The organism is Paraburkholderia lebeckiae, from assembly GCF_050436325.1.
Taxonomy (GTDB): domain Bacteria; phylum Pseudomonadota; class Gammaproteobacteria; order Burkholderiales; family Burkholderiaceae; genus Paraburkholderia; species Paraburkholderia tuberum.
In genome coordinates this window covers 73065-90323 of record NZ_JBNDLZ010000001.1, presented here as the reverse complement: position 1 = coordinate 90323, position 17259 = coordinate 73065, and the positions used below count along the sequence as shown (strand labels likewise).

The window sequence follows — 17259 nt, the reverse complement described above, 5'->3', positions numbered from 1 at the left end:
ACCGAAGGAGCTGATACGGCCCGCGCCGCGGCGCGATCAAGAGGAGCTTTTATGAGTACAACAGCTAGTCCTGCGGCGCGCCCAAAGTCGCGCCTGAACTTCCTCAGGGCGCTCGTCATTGGGCACCGCTGGGTCGGCATTCTTCTGTGTCTGTTCTTTGCAATGTGGTTTGCGACTGGCGCGGTGATGATGTTTGTTCCGTATCCGTTTCTGGGCGACGGTGCACGCATATCGCATATCGAGGCGCTTCGGGCCGACCAGATTTCCGTTGCTCCCGCTGCGGCTGTTTCTGCTGCTGGTATAGAAAATCCGGCGCGAGTGCGATTGCTGGAAGTTGCCGGCCAGGCGATGTACGTGATCAATCCGCCTAAAGGCCCGCAGGCGGTGGTCTCGGCGTCAACGGGCAAGCGAATCGACGGAATATCGCCCGTAGAAGCGAAAGCGATTGCCGGGCACTTTGCGCAGACGCCGGTGCTGAGCGTTTCGGAGCCGTTCGATTACGATCAGTGGGTGGTGCATCATCGCTTTGACCGATATCGTCCGCTTTATCGCGTCAGCCTGGCGGACGAGGCCGGCACGCAACTCTACGTTTCCCAGCGCTCCGGAGAAGTGATCCAGCGGTCCACGCATTTCGAGCGTTCGTGGAACTACGTCGGAGCCGTCCTGCACTGGATCTATCCGACGGTACTGCGTAAGAACTGGGTCACATGGGATCGCACCGTGTGGTGGCTCTCGCTAGTGGGCGTGGCGGTAACGATTGCCGGCATCTGGCTGGGCATCGTGCGCTGGCGCAACCAGGTTAAGTCAGGGCGTGGTGGCATGACGCCATATCGCGGCTGGATGAATTGGCATCACGTTGGCGGTCTTGTCGTTGCAGGTTTCGTCTTCACGTGGATTTTTAGCGGCTGGCTGTCGATGGACCATGGACGCCTTTTTTCGACCGGCGACATGAGCGACGCAGAAGCTGCGGCCTACACCGGCATTTCAACATTGGATGCTGCAAAGAAAGTATCGCCGGATCTTCTTCGTCGCATGCTGCCTGCCTCAGAGATCGAGATCGCGGCCCTTAACGGCAAGCCTTACGTGGTCGCCCGTGGCGCAGGCACCGGGCCGAAGGTCCTGAAGGTTGGAAGCGCGGCGATTCCATCGGACTCTTTCGCTGACACGGATATTTTCGCCGCCGTGCGCGCCGCATGGCCTGGCATCAAGGTAGATGCTCCGACATCGATTCCTGCGGATGACATCTACGCCCGTCTGCGTAGCAGCGATGGCATTGGTGGCGACGGCGTGCGCGTCGTGGTCCACGACGACCGGAACTCGGCGGTATATGTCAATCCGGTTACCGGCCAGGTTATCGAGGTGATGGATACCAGCCGCCGCGCCTATCGCTGGCTCTACTTTGGTCTTCACACACTCGACTTTCCGTTCCTGTCAAACAACGTGATCTGGAAGCCACTGATGCTCATTCTGCTGGCGCTCGGTTTCGCGTTTAGCGCCACGAGCGTAACGATCGGCTGGAAGCGACTGGTGCGCAAACTGTCGAGTCAAAAGAGGTAGTCACGCGTTTTCCTGTCGCCGATGCACAAGCCAAGGGACGCGCATCGGCCATCAATTTCCCCCCGCAGTGAGAGAGAAAGTGAAAGACAAGCTATTTATGCTTCGCCCCGGTTTTTTCCAAGGCTCGGACGGTCCATTTTACTGTGGCGATTCCGTTGCAGTTGAAGGCCTGCTTGGTTTCTTCCCGCAGCTACGCAGTGAAATCGACATTGAATACATCGATGCTCCCCGGCCTCGCATGGCGATTATCGAGTTGATCGGCGAGGCGAATCAGTCTGCCCCCGTGCTGGTGCTCAGCACGGGGCGGGTACCCCTCGACGACGGTGTGGAGATTCGTGTCCACAACCAGACCCGCTTTATCGATTCGCCCGACGATATCCGTCGATACCTGTCGTCGCAGTACGGTGTGGCGCGTCCCGCCTGACAACAAACCAACCTGTGTTATTTACGAAGAGGCCTTCCATGCAGACCCGGCACATCCTCGCAGCCATTGCGATCGGCGGTATCACCGCCTCAGCACACGCGCAGAGCAGCGTGACGCTGTACGGCATTATCGACAACGGCATCGCGTACGTCAGCAACATTGGTGGTGCCCATGCATGGCAGGCCTCGACTGCGAACCTGTTCGGCAATCGCTGGGGTTTGAAGGGCTCCGAAGATCTGGGCGCCGGCCTGAAAGCAGTGTTTACGCTCGAAGGCGGCTTTAATGGCTATACCGGGCGCATGGGCCAAGGTGGCCGGGAGTTTGGCCGACAGGCTTACGTGGGCCTGTCGGATTCAAAGTTCGGCACACTGACGCTCGGCCGCCAGTACGATCCGCTTGTCGATATGGTCAGCGGGTTGTCTGCGCAGAATCAATGGGCTACGGATTACTTCGCGCATATCGGCGATGCGGACAATCTTGACGGCTCGTTCCGCATAAACAACGCGGCTAAGTACGTCAGTCCGATGTATGCCGGGCTGCAATTCGAGGCATTGTATGGCTTCAGTAACCAGGCAGGCAACAACACGGGATCAGGATTTTCCAACAACCGTGCATACAGTGCCGCCGCGACATACACGAATGGACCGCTCAATCTTGCCGCCGGCTACCTGAAGCTGAATAACCCGGGCGCTTCGAGTAACACAAGCGGCGCGGTGAGCGGTGACTATGGCGGGACGCTCTACACCAGCCCGCAATCTGGAGCCGCCGTCTCGTCACAGACTGTGATCGCCGCAGGCGGGGGTTATACGATAGGAAAGGCGACTCTGGGCGCGGTGTATACCAACGTCAAGCTCGCTTACTTCGACCAGACCAGTCTTCACCTTGACAACTACGAGATCAACGGGCAATACCAGCTGACCCCTGCGTTGCTGTTGGGATTGGCATACACGTATACGACAGGCAAGAGCAATCTGGCGTCCGGGACTCAGACTCCGAAATTCCATGAAGCTGCGCTGGGCGCGAACTATTTCCTCTCAAAGCGTACTGCGGTATATCTGGTCGGTATCTACCAGCGTGCGGCAGGCGACGCAACGAATGCGGAGATCGCGGAACTGGACCAGGCTTCCTCGACCAACAAGCAGATTCTGGTTGTCGCAGGCCTGAAACACAAATTCTGACGCCAGCCTGTTCGTACCGACGCATTGGACGATTTGCGCAGGATTTTTCTGAAGCGTGGGAGGTAGATTGATGTATTGCGGAAGCAATCGTAAAGATTAGTATCCCTTATCTAATGAAATGGCGATCAATCGTGAAACTTTGGGTCAACGCACCGCAAAGATCTACATTCGCCTCCCCGAGTTTCTACATTTGAACAAAGAGATCGTGATGTCTACCACTCTCCGCAAGACAGGACTCGTCTGCGTGTCGCTGCTGATGTCCCTGCAGGCTGCGATTCCGACGTTCGCGAAGGATACGCAAACCTTGCATATTGCACTGGCACAGGAGGCCGGCAATCTTGACCTGCTGCAGAACGAATCGGCGTTGAGTGCATACGGACTGGTTTTTGATGGACTCGTACGCTATGGTGCGGGAGGTAAGCTCGAGCCGGGCCTGGCCGAGAAGTGGGAGTTGGCGGCGGACGGAAAGAGCATCACTTTTCAACTGCGCAAGAACGTGGGCTTTAGCGACGGCACGCCCTTTGATGCGAAGGCGGCTGAATGGAATTTCGCGCGCTGGATCGGCAAGAGTGACTTCTCGTGGATCGGGGTATCCGACAACTTTCAGAAAATGGAGGTGACAGGACCCTATACGCTGAAGATACTCCTCAAGGCTCCTGTCCCCGTTGCTCTGGCTGAACTCTCAATCGTGCGTCCAGTCCGGTTCCTATCACCAAAATCGGTAGATGCCAAAGGAAAGCAAACCGCGCCGATCGGCACCGGTGCCTGGAAGGTCGTCGAAAATGGCAAAAGCAGGACCGTGCTTGTCCGAAACGATGACTACTGGGGCGTCAAACCGTCGTTCAGCAGGATAGAGCTATCAGTCGTTCCTGATGAGCTTTCACGAGTAAATGCCCTGCGTGCCGGCGACCTCGACATTATCGGCGGTGAGTGGGTCGCACCCCTTCTGCCGAATCGCGCCAAGGCTCTGGTTACTGACCCGGGGGTTGGGGTATTTGCCGCACCGGGTGTTTCGACGGTGTTATTGGGCTTCAACAATACCCGCGGGCCACTTGCAGATGTTAGGGTTCGTCGGGCAATCAACCTGGGGCTTGACCGCGCGTCGATCGCGAAGATTCTTTATCAAGGGTATGCAGACCCCGCGAGCAACCTTTTCCCACCAACCATTCCCGATGCAGGCAAACGTCAACCGGTACCCGTACGCGACGTCGCAACTGCTAGCAAGCTGCTGGACGAAGCGGGATGGGTCAGATCCGGGAGCACGAGACGGAAGGACGGCAAGGAACTGACACTGGACCTGCTCGCGTCGGATCAGGTTCTTCCGGGTGCCCGTCGCCTTTCCGAGCTGATTCTCGGCCAGCTCTCCGATTTGGGCATCACGGTGAGCGTCTCTTCTCTTGATGATGCGACCTATCACGATCGCCGGCAGAAGTTCGACTACGACCTGGCTTTCTTTACCACCTATGCAGCGCCTTATGATCCTCACGGCACACTGTCTGCGATGCTGGTTTCGACTGCCGACAGCGGTCCGGACGGAAAGATATTTGTTTCGAAGGAACTGGATGGAGTCATCCAGTCAGCCTTGTTAGCAACGGGAGAGGACAGGAAGGCCAAAGTCCAGAAGATCTATGACTGGATGAGCCAGAACGCCGCCATCTGCCCACTCGTCTATCCGCAGCGTTTGTGGGCATACAACAAACGCGTGAAGGGTTTTGTTTTGCCTCCTACCGAGTACGACATGCCTGTGTCGGGGCTCTCTCTGAATCAGTGAGGCAGCCACATTCTGGGTTTATAGGAATCGGACGTAATGTTTAAACTCTTCTGTCGGCGGCTGGCACTCGCAACTGGCCTCATCGCAGTGGCAAGTGCGCTAACCTTCGCACTGATCGCATTGGCACCCGGCAATGCCGCCAACTTCCTTGCAGAGCGCGCGGCCGGTCCGAAAGCGACACATGAACTGGTGGAGAAGATCGAACGTGATCTCGGCCTGAACGATCCGCTCTACCTTCGCTACGGTCACTGGGTGGAAAACGCCGTGCGGGGCCAGTGGGGCGAATCCCTGCGCACTGGGCGTCCTGTCACCGAGGAGTTCGCGCAACGGCTGCCGACGACAGTTCGGCTCCTGGCGGGAGGGGGAGTAATTGCATTCTTCCTGCCGTTGATACTGGGCGTAGCCGGAGCCATGAGCAACGGTGGCATCCTCGATCGGACGTTGAGAGCGCTCGCGCTTGTGGGAGCATCCGCGCCAAACTTCTTCGTTGGAGCGTTGCTCGTCCTTCTGTTCTCCGTGAAATTGCATTGGCTGCCGAGCTTCGGTACGTCCGGACTGCTGTCCTGGGTGATGCCGTGGCTGACCGTGGGCCTCTTTCCAACCTGTGTCCTCAGTCGAGTGGTGCGCGTCAGCCTCCACGAGCTGATGTCTCGCCCATTCACTACGACCGGATTCGCGAAAGGTTACAGTCGCAGAGGAGTCCTGCTGCGCGAGGCTTTGCCAAATCTCGCCGTTCCGTTTCTGACGACGTTTGGTGCGCAGTTCGCGTTGATGATCATTGGTGCTGTGGTGGTTGAAACGGTCTTTGCGTGGCAGGGCGTCGGGGCATTCTTCATTGACGCGATCCGGTTCAGGGACTTCCCTGTGATGCAGGCCATTCTGATGACTTTCGTTGTGTTCTTTGTGTCGGTGAACTTTGTGGTCGACATGGTATGTATGTTGATTGACCCGCGCATCCGCCGGTCGCAAGTAGCGAGCACCTGAAATGGCTAATCGACTTAGGAAGCGGTTTGGAGGCATCAGTCCATACGCACTGGTTCCGGTGTTGCTCTTCTTGCTGGTTGCGATACTCGCACCTGCGCTCGCACCGTACCCTCCAGGGACGCAGGTCATTGCTGATGCAATGCAGGGACCGAGTCTGTCGCACTGGTTCGGCACCGACTATCTGGGGCGCGATCTTTTCAGCCGTCTTGTCTGGGCGGCCCGCGTTTCCCTCATGGCAATGTCTATCGTGCTGGTTTCGGCACTTGCGATCGGAGTCGTGGTCGGGTCGGTGGCCGGCTATCTCGGTGGGAAGGCCGATCTGGTGTTGATTAGCATCATTGACATCATGCTGAGTCTGCCGAGTCTGATTATTGCGCTGGCGCTGATCGGCATCGTCGGGCCTGGTTACTGGTCGATGATCGCAGCCCTTACGCTGGCATGGTGGGCGAATTACGCCCGGATGAGCCGCGCAGTGGTGGCAGGCGAGGTCCATCAGCCACACGTCGAGGCCTGCCGGGTGATCGGCGCTAGCCATTGGTGGGTCTTTACGCGCCACATCCTCCCGTCAGTACTCGGCGTAGTGCTCGTGTATGCGAGCGCCGACGCCGGTGCACTTGTCCTGTCCATTGCGACACTGAGCTTTCTGGGGCTTGGCGTTACACCACCGACCGCAGAATGGGGGCAGATGCTGGTCGACGGCATGAACTACCTGGAAGACTTTCCGAGCATGGTGATTCTGCCAGGTCTGGCATTAACGCTAGTTGTCGTGAGCTTCAACGTGTTGGGCGAGGCGATCGCCTTGCAGAAGCTGCCACGCGCGATCAAAGGCCGGGCTCTGCTCAAACGCGTACGTGCAAGAGAGCGTGAGGAACAGGCCATTGAAGGGAGCAGCCAATAATGTCAAAGATCACTGAACAGGTGGCCGCCCGACCGCTTTACGAGATAGAAGGGCTGGTCATCGATCTTTACACGGAACAGCGGACGATCCGCGCCGTCGACGAATGCTCCTTATCGATAAGGCCTGGCGAAACTCTGGCGATCGTCGGCGAGAGCGGAAGCGGCAAGACCGTGATGACGCTTGGTCCGCTGGGCTTGCTCCCCGAAGGTATTGCGGTTCAGATGCGTGGCAAGGCAAAGACGGCCCGGGGAGATCTTCTCCATGCGAGTGGGAAAACGCTCGTGAAGATACGGGGTAACGAGTTTGGGGTGGTGTTCCAGGATCCCTTGAGCGCACTTAACCCCATGCGACGCATCGGGCCACAACTTGCGGAGCAGGCTCGTCGCTTCGCGGGCCTCTCCGCTGACGATGCGAAGGCGGATGCTATAGCGAATCTGGGCCGTGTCGGCATAGCAGACCCAGCGGACCGGTATTGGCGCTATCCGCATGAGTTCTCTGGCGGCATGCGCCAGCGCGCGATGATCGCGTTGGCACTGTCGTCCCGCCCGAAGATACTTCTCGCCGACGAACCCACGACCGCGCTGGATGCAACGGTGCAGGCCCAGATCCTCGCCCTGCTCAAACGAATCCAGGCCGAAGACGGCCTGGCGATCATCCTCATCACACATGATATCGGCGTGGTGGCAGGAATGGCGGATCGGGTTGCCGTTATGTACGCAGGGCGGATCGTTGAACAAGGGGCAGTCGTGGATGTCCTTAAGCATCCGATCCACCCCTACACGCAAGGCCTGCTCTCTTCGGTCCCTGACCTTGACACGCCCGTCGGCGAACGGCTGACCGAAATTCCTGGTGCGCCTCCCGACCTTTCTCATCTGGAAAGAGGATGCCGGTTTGCTTCCCGTTGCTTCGCCGCAAAGCCTTCATGCAACCTGACTCGTCCGGCCCTGGTGCCTGTTTCGTCTCAGCCTGTAACACACAAGGTTGCGTGCCTTGTGATGCACGCGAACGGCCAGGGGATTTGAAGTGAGTCTATCGAACACAATTGCAGTAAAGCAGCTTGAAGTGCACTTTGCGAGCCGGCGTGGTGGGCCCGTACGCGCAGTTGACGGGGTGGATCTCGAGGTCCAGCAGGGCGAGCTTCACGGTATTGTCGGCGAATCGGGCTGCGGTAAAACCAGCCTTTCCCGCACGATCGCCGGGCTGCAGCGACCGACCGGCGGTCGCGTGCTGATAGATGGCCGTGAGCTAGAAGAATGGCGCAGGGATCGTCTTGCCTTTAGTCGCCACGTGCAGTTCATTTTTCAGGATCCGTTGGCATCGCTCAGTAGTCGCCAGACGATCTTCGAGTCCCTGGAGGAGCCCCTGAAAGTACACGGATTGGGCACTGCCTCCGGGCGCCGTGCGCGAGTAGTGGAACTCCTCCAGCTTGTGAGTTTGCCCGAGACTTGCCTTGATCGATTGCCTCGGGCACTCTCGGGCGGTCAGCGCCAGCGCGTTGCCATCGCACGGGCGCTGGCGCTCGATCCGAGGGTTCTTATCTGTGACGAGCCGCTGAGCGCGCTGGACGTTTCAATTCGGGCGCAGATTCTGAATCTCTTCGCGGATCTGCAGAAGAAACTTGACCTTACGATCGTGCTGATCGCACATGATCTTGCGATTGTTCGCCTGGTATGTACGCGAGTGAGCGTGATGTACCTTGGCAAAATCGTCGAAACCGGACCCACCTCAGAGATATTTGCAAGGCCGCGGCATCCCTACACGCGTGCCCTGCTCGATGCCGCTCCCTCGACTGACCCTGAGATTGAGCGGGTGCGGCACGTCTCTCTGCTCGATGGTGACCCGCCTAGTCCGAGTTCGCCGCCATCGGGCTGCCGATTCCACACGCGCTGCCCTTTATCGAAGCCGATATGTGAGACGCGTGAGCCGGAACTCAAGCTGCTCGGGACGCGGAGCCGGGTGGCCTGCCACCTCGTTTGAGCTACGTCTTCATCGCATGCTCCGGAAATCCCCAAGTGCGGCCGCTGAGCCTGTTCTGTACTTGCCGGACAACTACTATCGCCGCACCAGAACGGGCTGCAGCTCTACATCCGGCCTCTTTGCAGCTTCCGCTTCGCTGCCGGCCCCTATGAAATCCGCTGACTCACGCCTCATTCAAATCGCGAGCTTGTGAAGCTCAGACATAAAAGCAGGTTTGGTGAATCCCGGGTCCCGCCCGATTTGTCATTACACTCGAATGCCGCCGCAACTTTTGACGTTCCATCCCTTGAAACAGGAAACCTTCCAGCAGACCGGTGAGATCAGGCTGGCCTCGTACTGACGTAATCCTTCCGATAGGGCTGTTGATGCGCCAGCACCGCCCAGATTATTCGCGCAAGCTTGTTGGCCATTGCGACGATGACGACATTCAACGGGCGCCGCTGTTTCATCTGTTCGACCCAGAGATCTGGCTCTTTCGCGCGATAGATGATGCTCCGCGCGCCGTGAACCAGTAGAGTTCTGAGATACGTGTCACCTCGCTTGCTGATTCCCTGTAGCTTGATCGTGCCGCCCGATCCGGTCTGTCCCGGCACAAGTCCGAGCCAGGCCGCAAACTCGCGGCCAGATTTGAAGGCTTTGGCATGCCCCATCGTTGCCACGGCAGCTGTTGCGGTAAGCAGCCCCACGCCTGGGATTGCTGCGATTGCCTTGACCGCCTGATCACCTTTCATCCACTCCCGCATCCGGCGCTCGATCTGGCCGATCTGACGGTCCACGTCATCCAGACCTTTCCATTGCTCTCGCAGCGTATCGATCAGTATCGCAGGCAAGCGTCCTGACAATCTTTCCAGAACTCCCACCATTGCCTTGTCCAACGCCGCCCTCCCTACTCCCATCACCTCGCCGTACTCGCTGATCAATCCGCGAAGACTATTGGTTTGCATCGTGCGAAACTTCACCAGTTGTTGACGCATACGATGCAGTGCAAGGATGGCCTGCTGCGCTTCGCTTTTTACGGCAACTTCCCTGCAATCCATCTGGGTGGCCATCCAGATTGCCCGCGCGTCGGCCGCATCGTTCTTGTTGCGGATGTTGAACGCCTTGACGAACTTCGCCGGCATAAGCTTTACCCGATGCCCCATTTCGATCAACCGTCGGGCCCAATGCTGTGATCCGCTGCACGACTCCATGCCGACAAGGCACGGTTTGCGATTGGCAAAGTATTCGAGAAACGCCGCTCGCTTGATGGACCGGTTCACGATTTCGCCGCTTTCGGGATCCACCCAGTGAACCTGCATTACATTCATTGCGATGTCCACACCCACGATCATATGTGCCATGACAGATCCCCTCTGTTCGGTTGAGCAGATGAGTATGATCAACCACTTCTCAATCCGGTCGAAATTCCGCATAGCGGTGGATCGCTCACACGGACCGACTGGGTGGGGGCGTTCATATCATTCAAATTGCGATACCATCAGCACCACCGTGGCGTGCCCTGGCTTCCTGCGGCGCTCAGCCCGAACCGGCGATCGGAACGTGTTTCAATCGTGCGTATCCTGCATGCGGCGCAGGATTGGTGGGCACTGCTTGAAGTGAAATGAAGCTCTCAGCATGACAAGAGAAGCAAGCTTTGCTTCCGGTGTTCTCAGCCTTGGAGCCTACAAGGCCCGGACCAAAGGCTACAACAAGGTACGTCGCAAATACACTGCAGAGCACAAACTTCCATCGAGAGCTTCAAGATAAAAAGCCCCGGTGTGAGCCTCACCGAGGCTTTTGAAGCCGACCGGCAACTCCCAGTCCAGACTTTTTATGCCCGCAGCGTCACAACTCGCCATTCTGCGCGGCGGTTGACCTTACTTCCGAAACGGAGCGACTACTTCCGCGAGATAGGCGTCGCCAGTGTTAAAGTTTGACGTCCCCTCGTTCAGGCGACGCAGGCGAATCCCCAACGCTTTCACCAATCCGCATATCGCCGCGCTCGTCGACGGGTAGTTCCGTGCGGCTTCCCCAGTATGGCTTTCTGCCATAGTATGCATGCACGGTGGTGGCCCAGTTCGGATCCGCCATCGCCGGCCAGTTATCCTTGTCGAAGCCCGGTGCATTCCTGATCTGCTCGGACGATGCCGACAGCACAAAACGTTCGCGCGACGTGTCGAGCGTCAGCATGGCCCACGGGATCGCGAGTAGCTTGCCGCCGATGCCGAGAAAGCCACCGCTTGCCAGCACCGCGTACGCTATATGGCCGGTGCGCACGTCGAGCATGATCTCCTTGATCTTGCCAACGTCGTCGCCGTCCGCGCTCAGCACGGTATTGCCGTCGAGCGTTGCGGCAGCCATGACATCGCGGCCCGGCCCGTCGGCCGGATCGGCACTCGTTCGCGTGATCTGTGCTCCGCCTTCATTGGCGGACTGAAGGGTCGGATTCATGACAACACTCCTTACTATCAATAACGGATGCAGGAAATGACGTGACGCACTCGTCACTACGATTCGCCTGCACGGTGGCACGAGACCGCAGTCATTTTTCGGGCAGGTCATTGAGCAGATCGACGATCTCATGATTCGCGGTTTTGCCGCATGCCGATCCGCAAAGATTCCTGCGTTTCGCCCGAGATCTGGCGCCGCCGAATGCTTTCTAAACATCGGACCGGATTTCCTGTGCCGGTTGATGCCAACTGCCCGCGAAACTGGTGAGAGATGTTTTTCGGTACAGCATCAGGCATGCCCGAGTCCCAGCTCACCCGGGCAGGACCGGGAATGTCTTCCGGGCGCCGAGTGACGTACCCGTGGACGGTACAAACCGTGCGACGCGTGATAACGAACTAGACGGCGGTCAACTGGGTGACCGGAACGGATTAACCACCGTCAGCCGGTCGAAGATGACCTGGCCGTGTTGCATGTCTTCGCTGTAGAGAACTTCGCAATCTTCAAGCCGGGGTAGTCGTCCTTTTCGTGCAAAGTCTGGCGGCAGCATCGCGCAGAGCCGCTTGCAGCAATGCGCTGCGTGTCGGCGACCGCCAAGCAAACCATGATTGTTCAAGTCATTGATAAGTATGGGCTTTCAGGATCAAAGCGCCAGATTTTGCACGAAAAGGACAACTACCCACGTACCCCGGCGTCAAACTGCTGCCCCACAGTCTGCGTCAGTCCGTAATAGAAAGGTCGATGTCGATATCCGGATAAGTACGCGTCAAGGGAGCCAGCCTTGGCCACAGGATTGTATTGAAGACGTAATCGGTTGCGCTGAGGTGTGCCTTCCCGGCAGTCGCGGAGCCCTTCCGTGAGAGCCCATATCCAAATTCGTTCACGTGACACGGCCCATTAACGAGTGTCCGCCTGAAGTGCACCGAAAATTCAATCGCTTCAAGCGACCTGAGCTGCTCAATCGGGCAGCGCGGTCGTGGCGGATGCTCCACGGCGAGGCTGCCCAGGACTTCCCCTAACTGACAGGGGGCAACGCATGGTATTAAATAAATCAACATGATTTAATTAGTCGCCCCAGCAGCGCCCACCCCGGAGCGGAAGCGTGAGAAGTCCTCATATCGGCCAAGGCAGCAATTCCGCCAACGTGCGCCGTTACAACGAACGCCTGCTGTTGCAGGCGCTGCGTCGCGGCCAGCCCGCCTCAAAAGCCGACCTGGCCCGCCAGGCAAACCTGACGAACACTGCAGTGGGCAGCATCATCGCGTCGCTCGGCGAGGCAGGACTCATCGAATTCACCGGCCGCCGCCTGGAAGGCCAGCGCGGCCAACCTGCTTCCCTGATTCGCCTGCACCCGCGCGGCGCTTTCGGCATCGGCGTGCGGCTGGACCGCACCAGCATGGAAACGGTGCTGGTGAACTTCGCTGGAGAGTTGCTGGCCCGGCGCGCGCACGACCTGGTGCTGCCCCACCCTGCCAAGGTGCTCGACATCGTGCAGGACGATATTCACAACATCCTTCAGATTCTCGCCCCGCAAGAGCGTGAGCGGCTGGCCGGCGTCGGTGTTGCACAGCCATATAACCTGGGAAGCTGGCTGCGCGAGCTTGGCTTGCCGGCCAACACTTTCCGCGCCTGGGACGGAGTGGACTTTGCGAGCGAACTCGGGCAAGCCGTTTCGCTACCCGTATTCAGCGAGAACGATGGCAATGCTGCTGCCATCGCTGAGCTGTTCTACGGTCGCGGGCGTCAATCTGACGACTTCGTCTACCTGTTTCTAGGACCAGCCATCGGCGGCGGCATCGCCATCGACGGCGACTGTCTGCGCGGTGTGAGCGGCAATGCAGGCGACATCGGCGTCATGCCGGTTCCACCCAGCCGCCTGCCGTCAGCTCTTCAGCCCAACGGGCAATGGGACATCCTGCTCTCGCGCGCGTCCCTCAACGCGCTCGCACGGCATCTGCGCTACAGCGGCGAGTCGATTGAAAAGCGCGCGGATCTCGAAGCCTGCGTGGCGCGCGATCTGCCAGCGGTCGATGAATGGATCGACGATTGCATCGATGCGCTTGCCCCCGCCCTGCGCTCAATGCTTTGCGTGCTCGACGTTCCGGTGGTCATTCTGGACGCCGACGTCGACTGCGGCCTGCTCAGTACGCTAATGAAGCGCCTGCGCACCGCCATGGTCGCGGCTGCGCCGGAGGCGCGCGGCATCCCGGAGCTCGTTCAGGGCACGTTCGGGCCGGACGCCGGCGCGCTCGGCGCGGCGACGCTGCCGATGTTCTTCAACTTTTCGCCGCGCACGGGAATTCTCAAAGGCGCGGGGACTACACCCCAGGAGGTGAGCCATGTCCAGTTCTGAATCCCGATCTGCGCTGCTGGAGATGCGCGGCATTAGCAAAACCTTTCCAGGCGTTCGCGCACTCGACAACGTGCGTCTGACCGTGCACCCAGGCGAAGTGCATTCGCTGATGGGCGAAAACGGCGCGGGCAAGTCCACCCTGATGAAAATCCTCTCGGGCGCTTATCAGGCCGACGCAGGCGGACAGATCCTCATCGACGGCAAAGTCGCGGTCATTGACGGCCCACTCGCGGCGAAGGCGTTGGGTGTGGCGGTCATCTACCAGGAATTGAGCCTTGCCCCCAATCTGTCGGTTGCCGAAAACATCCACGCCGGGCGCGAATTGCGCAAGGGCGGCCGGTGGGGCGTGATCGACCGGCCGGGCATGGAGCGGGCCTGCGAAGCCGTGCTCAAGCGCCTTGGGGCGGCCTTCAAACCGCACACTCTGGTGGGCGACCTGTCGATCGCCGAGCGGCAACTCGTCGAGATTGCGCGGGCTGTGCACGCCCGCGCCCGTATCCTCGTGATGGACGAGCCGACCACACCGCTGTCGTCGCGCGAAACGGACCGCCTCTTCGATCTAATCCGCCAGTTGCGCGCCGAAGGCCTCGCGATCATCTACATCAGCCATCGCATGGCGGAGATCTATGAACTCTCCGATCGCGTTTCCGTGTTGCGGGACGGCACCTATGTCGGCACGCTGGAGCGCGACCAACTCTCGGCGGAGAGTCTGGTGAAAATGATGGTGGGCCGCGACATCTCCGGCTTCTACAAGAAGCAGCACGCGCCCTACGATCCGGGCAAGGTCGTGCTCTCGGTGCGCGACGTCGCCGACACAAGGCGCGTGCGTGGCTGCAGTCTGGATCTTCACGCGGGCGAAGTGCTCGGCATCGCGGGCCTCGTCGGCGCGGGCCGCACCGAACTGGCCCGGCTCATTTTTGGCGCGGAACCGCGGGTGCGCGGCGAAGTGTCGGTGGGTGGCAAGGTTCTCGCGTTGCGCACGCCGCGCGATGCAATCGACGCGGGCCTCGTCTACCTCACCGAAGACCGCAAGGGCCAGGGTCTCTTTCTCGACATGAGCGTGCGCGACAACATCAACGTCGCCGTCTGCAACCGCGACGCGCGGTTGGGGGTACTCGATCTGGCACGCGGCGCTTCGCGCGCCCGCGATGCGATCGCGGCGCTCTCCATCCGCGTGCCGAACTCGAAGGTCAACGCGGGCGCGCTGTCTGGCGGCAACCAGCAGAAAGTGTTGCTGTCGCGTCTGCTCGAGACCAAACCGCGCGTGCTCATTCTCGACGAGCCGACGCGCGGCGTAGACATCGGCGCGAAGTCCGAGATCTACCGGATTATCAACGACCTCGCGCGTTCAGGCGTGGGCATCATCGTCATATCGAGCGAGTTGCCGGAAATCATCGGCGTGGCCGATCGCGTACTGGTGATGCGCGAAGGCGAATTTGCGGGTGAACTCGGCGGCCATACCGGCACGCCGATTGTTCAGGAAACCATCATCGAACTGGCCACGGGCTCTCGCCCCGCGCTGGGCGAAGCAGCCTGATTTCTATAAGAGACAGGATCCCGAGTATCCAGGAGGACGACATGAGCAATACCACCAAGCACCACGACGCCGACACGGTGCCGGCGCCGAAGGCATCCACGCAGGCCCAGCGGCAATCGCGTATCGAACATCGCGAGCGCATGCAGTCCCTGATGCGAACGGCAGGCATGCTGCCCGTGCTCGTGCTGCTGTGTATCGGCTTTGGCGTCGGGACCGACAGCTTTTTCAGTCTGCAGAACCTGTCGATCGTCACGCAGCAGGCGTCGATCAACATCGTGCTGGCCGCCGGGATGACCTTCGTCATTCTGACCGGCGGGATCGATCTGTCAGTCGGCTCCGTGCTGTCGGCCGCCGCGGTGACGGCCCTGCTGGCGTCGAACATTCCGGGCTGGGGTTGGCTCGGCATCCCGACCGCGCTCGCCGTCGGGATCGGCTTCGGCCTCATCAACGGTGCCCTGATCGCCCTGCTCAGGCTGCCGCCCTTTATCGTCACGCTCGGTGCGCTGACCGCGGTGCGCGGTATCGCCCGGCTGCTCGGCCATGACACGACCGTGTTCAATCCGCAACTGTCGTTCGCCTTCATCGGCAATGGCACGGTCCTCGGCGTGCCCTGGCTGGTGATAATCGCGATCGTGGTGGTCGCGCTGTCGTGGTTCATCCTGCGTCGCACCGTCCTCGGACTGCGCATCTATTCGGTCGGTGGCAACCCTGAAGCGGCGCGCCTCTCGGGCATCAAGGTGTGGGGCATCGAGATGTTCGTCTATGCCATGTCGGGTCTGCTGGCCGGCCTCGGCGCCGTGATGTCCGCGGCCCGCCTGTATGCGGCGAACGGCCTTCAGATGGGTCAGTCGTACGAACTGGACGCGATTGCCGCCGTGATTCTCGGCGGCACCAGCTTCGTCGGCGGCGTGGGCTCGATCGTTGGCACGCTGGTTGGCGCGCTGATCATCGCTGTCCTGACCAACGGGCTCGTATTGCTCGGCGTCTCCGACGTCTGGCAATACATCATCAAGGGCCTCGTCATCATCGGCGCCGTGGCGCTCGACCGTTTCCGTCAACGCGGATCAGCGCGTACCTGAAATACCGCATCCGTACGCCGTTCCCGCTTGCCTCACCAACCTATAGGCGTAAGCCGGTCCCCTTGCGCCCCACTCATCCAACGGATCATCCTGGAGACACGAAAATGTTCAAGCAGAAAATTGCTATCGCCAGCATCGCCCTCGCAATGGGTCTTAGCCTCACGCTGCCCGCGGCTAATGCCGCCGACAAACCGCTCAAGGCGATCGGCATCACCGTCGGTTCGCTCGGCAATCCCTACTTCGTCACGATCGTCAAAGGCGCCGAGGCCAAGGCCAAGCAGATCAATCCCGGCGTGAACGTCACTGCAGTGTCGGCGGATTACGACATGAACAAACAGTTCACGCAGATCGACAACTTCATCGCGGCTCACGTCGACATGATTCTCATCAACGCAGCCGACCCGAACGCGATCCTGCCTGCCGTGAAGAAAGCCCAGGCCGCCGGCATCGTGGTCGTGGCGGTGGATGTGGCCGCCGCGGGCGCCGACGCCACGGTGCAGACGAACAACGTGCAGGCTGGCGAAATCTCGTGCGACTACATTGCCAAAAAACTCAATGGCAAGGGCAACGTCATCATCGAAAATGGGCCGCCCGTCTCGGCAGTGGTCGACCGGGTGAAGGGCTGCAAGTCGGTATTCGCGAAACATCCGGATATCAAGGTGCTGTCTGACGATCAGGACGCGAAGGGCTCCCGCGAAGGCGGCATGAATGCCATGCAGGGTTATCTGACGCGGTTCCCGAAAGTCGATGCCCTGTTCGCGATCAACGACCCGCAGGCCGTGGGCAGCGATCTGGCGGCCAAACAGCTCAACCGCAAGAACCTCTTCATTACGTCCGTTGACGGCGCACCGGACATCGAAACGGCTCTGAAAACCGATACGCTGGTTCAGGCTTCCGCAAGCCAGGATCCGTGGTCCATGGCGCAAACGGCCGTCACGGTCGGATACGGCCTCATGAACGGCAAGAAGCCGGCCAACTCGATGATCCTGCTTCCCTCGACGCTCGTGACACGCGACAACGTGAAGAGCTACAAGGGCTGGTCTGCACCCCACTAATCTCAAACACTCAAACACT

14 protein-coding genes are annotated in these 17259 nt (G+C 59.7%); 12 read left to right on the top strand and 2 right to left on the bottom strand.

The features are described from left to right. Positions 1-51 precede the first annotated feature (51 nt). The 8 genes from OKW44_RS00400 to OKW44_RS00365 all read left to right on the top strand — a co-directional run bounded on the left by OKW44_RS00400 (position 52) and on the right by OKW44_RS00365 (position 8789). Complete coding sequence (locus OKW44_RS00400) at positions 52-1557, top strand: PepSY domain-containing protein (RefSeq protein ID WP_026225776.1); 1506 nt, start codon at positions 52-54, stop codon at positions 1555-1557. A 79-nt stretch (positions 1558-1636) separates the two neighbouring features. Next, on the top strand, positions 1637-1981 hold the full coding sequence (locus OKW44_RS00395) for a DUF3088 domain-containing protein (protein WP_018420403.1): 345 nt from the start codon (positions 1637-1639) through the stop codon (positions 1979-1981). 38 nt (positions 1982-2019) lie between these two features. Further along, positions 2020-3159: a porin gene (locus OKW44_RS00390; protein WP_018420404.1), complete on the top strand. Its 1140-nt coding sequence runs from the start codon at positions 2020-2022 to the stop codon at positions 3157-3159. 118 nt (positions 3160-3277) lie between these two features. Further along, positions 3278-4930, top strand: coding sequence for a nickel ABC transporter substrate-binding protein (locus OKW44_RS00385; protein WP_018420405.1), 1653 nt, complete (start codon positions 3278-3280; stop codon positions 4928-4930). 36 nt (positions 4931-4966) lie between these two features. Beyond that, positions 4967-5914, top strand: coding sequence for an ABC transporter permease (locus tag OKW44_RS00380; protein ID WP_018420406.1), 948 nt, complete (start codon positions 4967-4969; stop codon positions 5912-5914). Between the two features lies 1 nt (position 5915). After that, a complete protein-coding gene (locus tag OKW44_RS00375; RefSeq protein WP_026225777.1) occupies positions 5916-6812 on the top strand; it encodes an ABC transporter permease in 897 nt (298 codons plus the stop codon). Further along, positions 6812-7834, top strand: coding sequence for an ABC transporter ATP-binding protein (locus OKW44_RS00370; protein WP_018420408.1), 1023 nt, complete (start codon positions 6812-6814; stop codon positions 7832-7834). Before OKW44_RS00375 ends, OKW44_RS00370 begins: the two co-directional genes overlap by 1 nt. Before the next feature lie 88 nt (positions 7835-7922). Then, positions 7923-8789, top strand: a complete 867-nt coding sequence (locus OKW44_RS00365; RefSeq protein WP_239499073.1) for an oligopeptide/dipeptide ABC transporter ATP-binding protein — start codon at positions 7923-7925, stop codon at positions 8787-8789. A 320-nt stretch (positions 8790-9109) separates the two neighbouring features. On the opposite strand, the gene OKW44_RS00360 is transcribed toward OKW44_RS00365, so the two are convergent. Together OKW44_RS00360 and OKW44_RS00355 are read right to left on the bottom strand one after the other, a co-directional pair. Further along, positions 9110-10129, bottom strand: coding sequence for an IS110 family RNA-guided transposase (locus OKW44_RS00360; RefSeq protein ID WP_026225759.1), 1020 nt, complete (start codon positions 10127-10129; stop codon positions 9110-9112). A 565-nt stretch (positions 10130-10694) separates the two neighbouring features. Then, on the bottom strand, positions 10695-11219 hold the full coding sequence (locus OKW44_RS00355; protein ID WP_018420410.1) for a PRC-barrel domain-containing protein: 525 nt from the start codon (positions 11217-11219) through the stop codon (positions 10695-10697). 1099 nt (positions 11220-12318) lie between these two features. Here OKW44_RS00355 and OKW44_RS00350 point away from each other — a divergent pair. The 4 genes from OKW44_RS00350 to OKW44_RS00335 all read left to right on the top strand — a co-directional run bounded on the left by OKW44_RS00350 (position 12319) and on the right by OKW44_RS00335 (position 17240). Then, the gene (locus tag OKW44_RS00350) at positions 12319-13569 is read left to right on the top strand and encodes an ROK family transcriptional regulator (RefSeq protein WP_018420411.1); all 1251 of its coding nucleotides are present in this window, start codon (positions 12319-12321) and stop codon (positions 13567-13569) included. Continuing rightward, on the top strand, positions 13556-15106 hold the full coding sequence (locus OKW44_RS00345) for a sugar ABC transporter ATP-binding protein (RefSeq protein ID WP_026225780.1): 1551 nt from the start codon (positions 13556-13558) through the stop codon (positions 15104-15106). The genes OKW44_RS00350 and OKW44_RS00345 overlap by 14 nt, the downstream gene beginning before the upstream one ends. A gap of 41 nt (positions 15107-15147) precedes the next feature. After that, positions 15148-16185 carry an ABC transporter permease subunit gene (locus OKW44_RS00340; RefSeq protein ID WP_018420413.1) on the top strand — a complete coding sequence of 346 codons (1038 nt, stop codon included), beginning with the start codon at positions 15148-15150 and terminating at the stop codon, positions 16183-16185. Positions 16186-16289: 104 nt separating this feature from the next. Continuing rightward, a complete protein-coding gene (locus tag OKW44_RS00335) occupies positions 16290-17240 on the top strand; it encodes an ABC transporter substrate-binding protein (protein WP_018420414.1) in 951 nt (316 codons plus the stop codon). Positions 17241-17259 lie beyond the last annotated feature (19 nt).

What these genes read in the sequence shown, in the direction of transcription:
- OKW44_RS00390 (WP_018420404.1), top strand. Translation starts at nt 2,020, where the DNA reads ATGCAGACCCGGCACATCCTCGCAGCCATTGCGATCGGCGGTATCACC.
- OKW44_RS00335 (WP_018420414.1), top strand. Translation starts at nt 16,290, where the DNA reads ATGTTCAAGCAGAAAATTGCTATCGCCAGCATCGCCCTCGCAATGGGT.
- OKW44_RS00380 (WP_018420406.1), top strand. Translation starts at nt 4,967, where the DNA reads ATGTTTAAACTCTTCTGTCGGCGGCTGGCACTCGCAACTGGCCTCATC.
- OKW44_RS00360 (WP_026225759.1), bottom strand. Translation starts at nt 10,129, where the DNA reads ATGGCACATATGATCGTGGGTGTGGACATCGCAATGAATGTAATGCAG.
- OKW44_RS00375 (WP_026225777.1), top strand. Translation starts at nt 5,916, where the DNA reads ATGGCTAATCGACTTAGGAAGCGGTTTGGAGGCATCAGTCCATACGCA.
- OKW44_RS00385 (WP_018420405.1), top strand. Translation starts at nt 3,278, where the DNA reads ATGGCGATCAATCGTGAAACTTTGGGTCAACGCACCGCAAAGATCTAC.
- OKW44_RS00370 (WP_018420408.1), top strand. Translation starts at nt 6,812, where the DNA reads ATGTCAAAGATCACTGAACAGGTGGCCGCCCGACCGCTTTACGAGATA.
- OKW44_RS00345 (WP_026225780.1), top strand. Translation starts at nt 13,556, where the DNA reads ATGTCCAGTTCTGAATCCCGATCTGCGCTGCTGGAGATGCGCGGCATT.
- OKW44_RS00340 (WP_018420413.1), top strand. Translation starts at nt 15,148, where the DNA reads ATGAGCAATACCACCAAGCACCACGACGCCGACACGGTGCCGGCGCCG.
- OKW44_RS00400 (WP_026225776.1), top strand. Translation starts at nt 52, where the DNA reads ATGAGTACAACAGCTAGTCCTGCGGCGCGCCCAAAGTCGCGCCTGAAC.
- OKW44_RS00355 (WP_018420410.1), bottom strand. Translation starts at nt 11,219, where the DNA reads ATGAATCCGACCCTTCAGTCCGCCAATGAAGGCGGAGCACAGATCACG.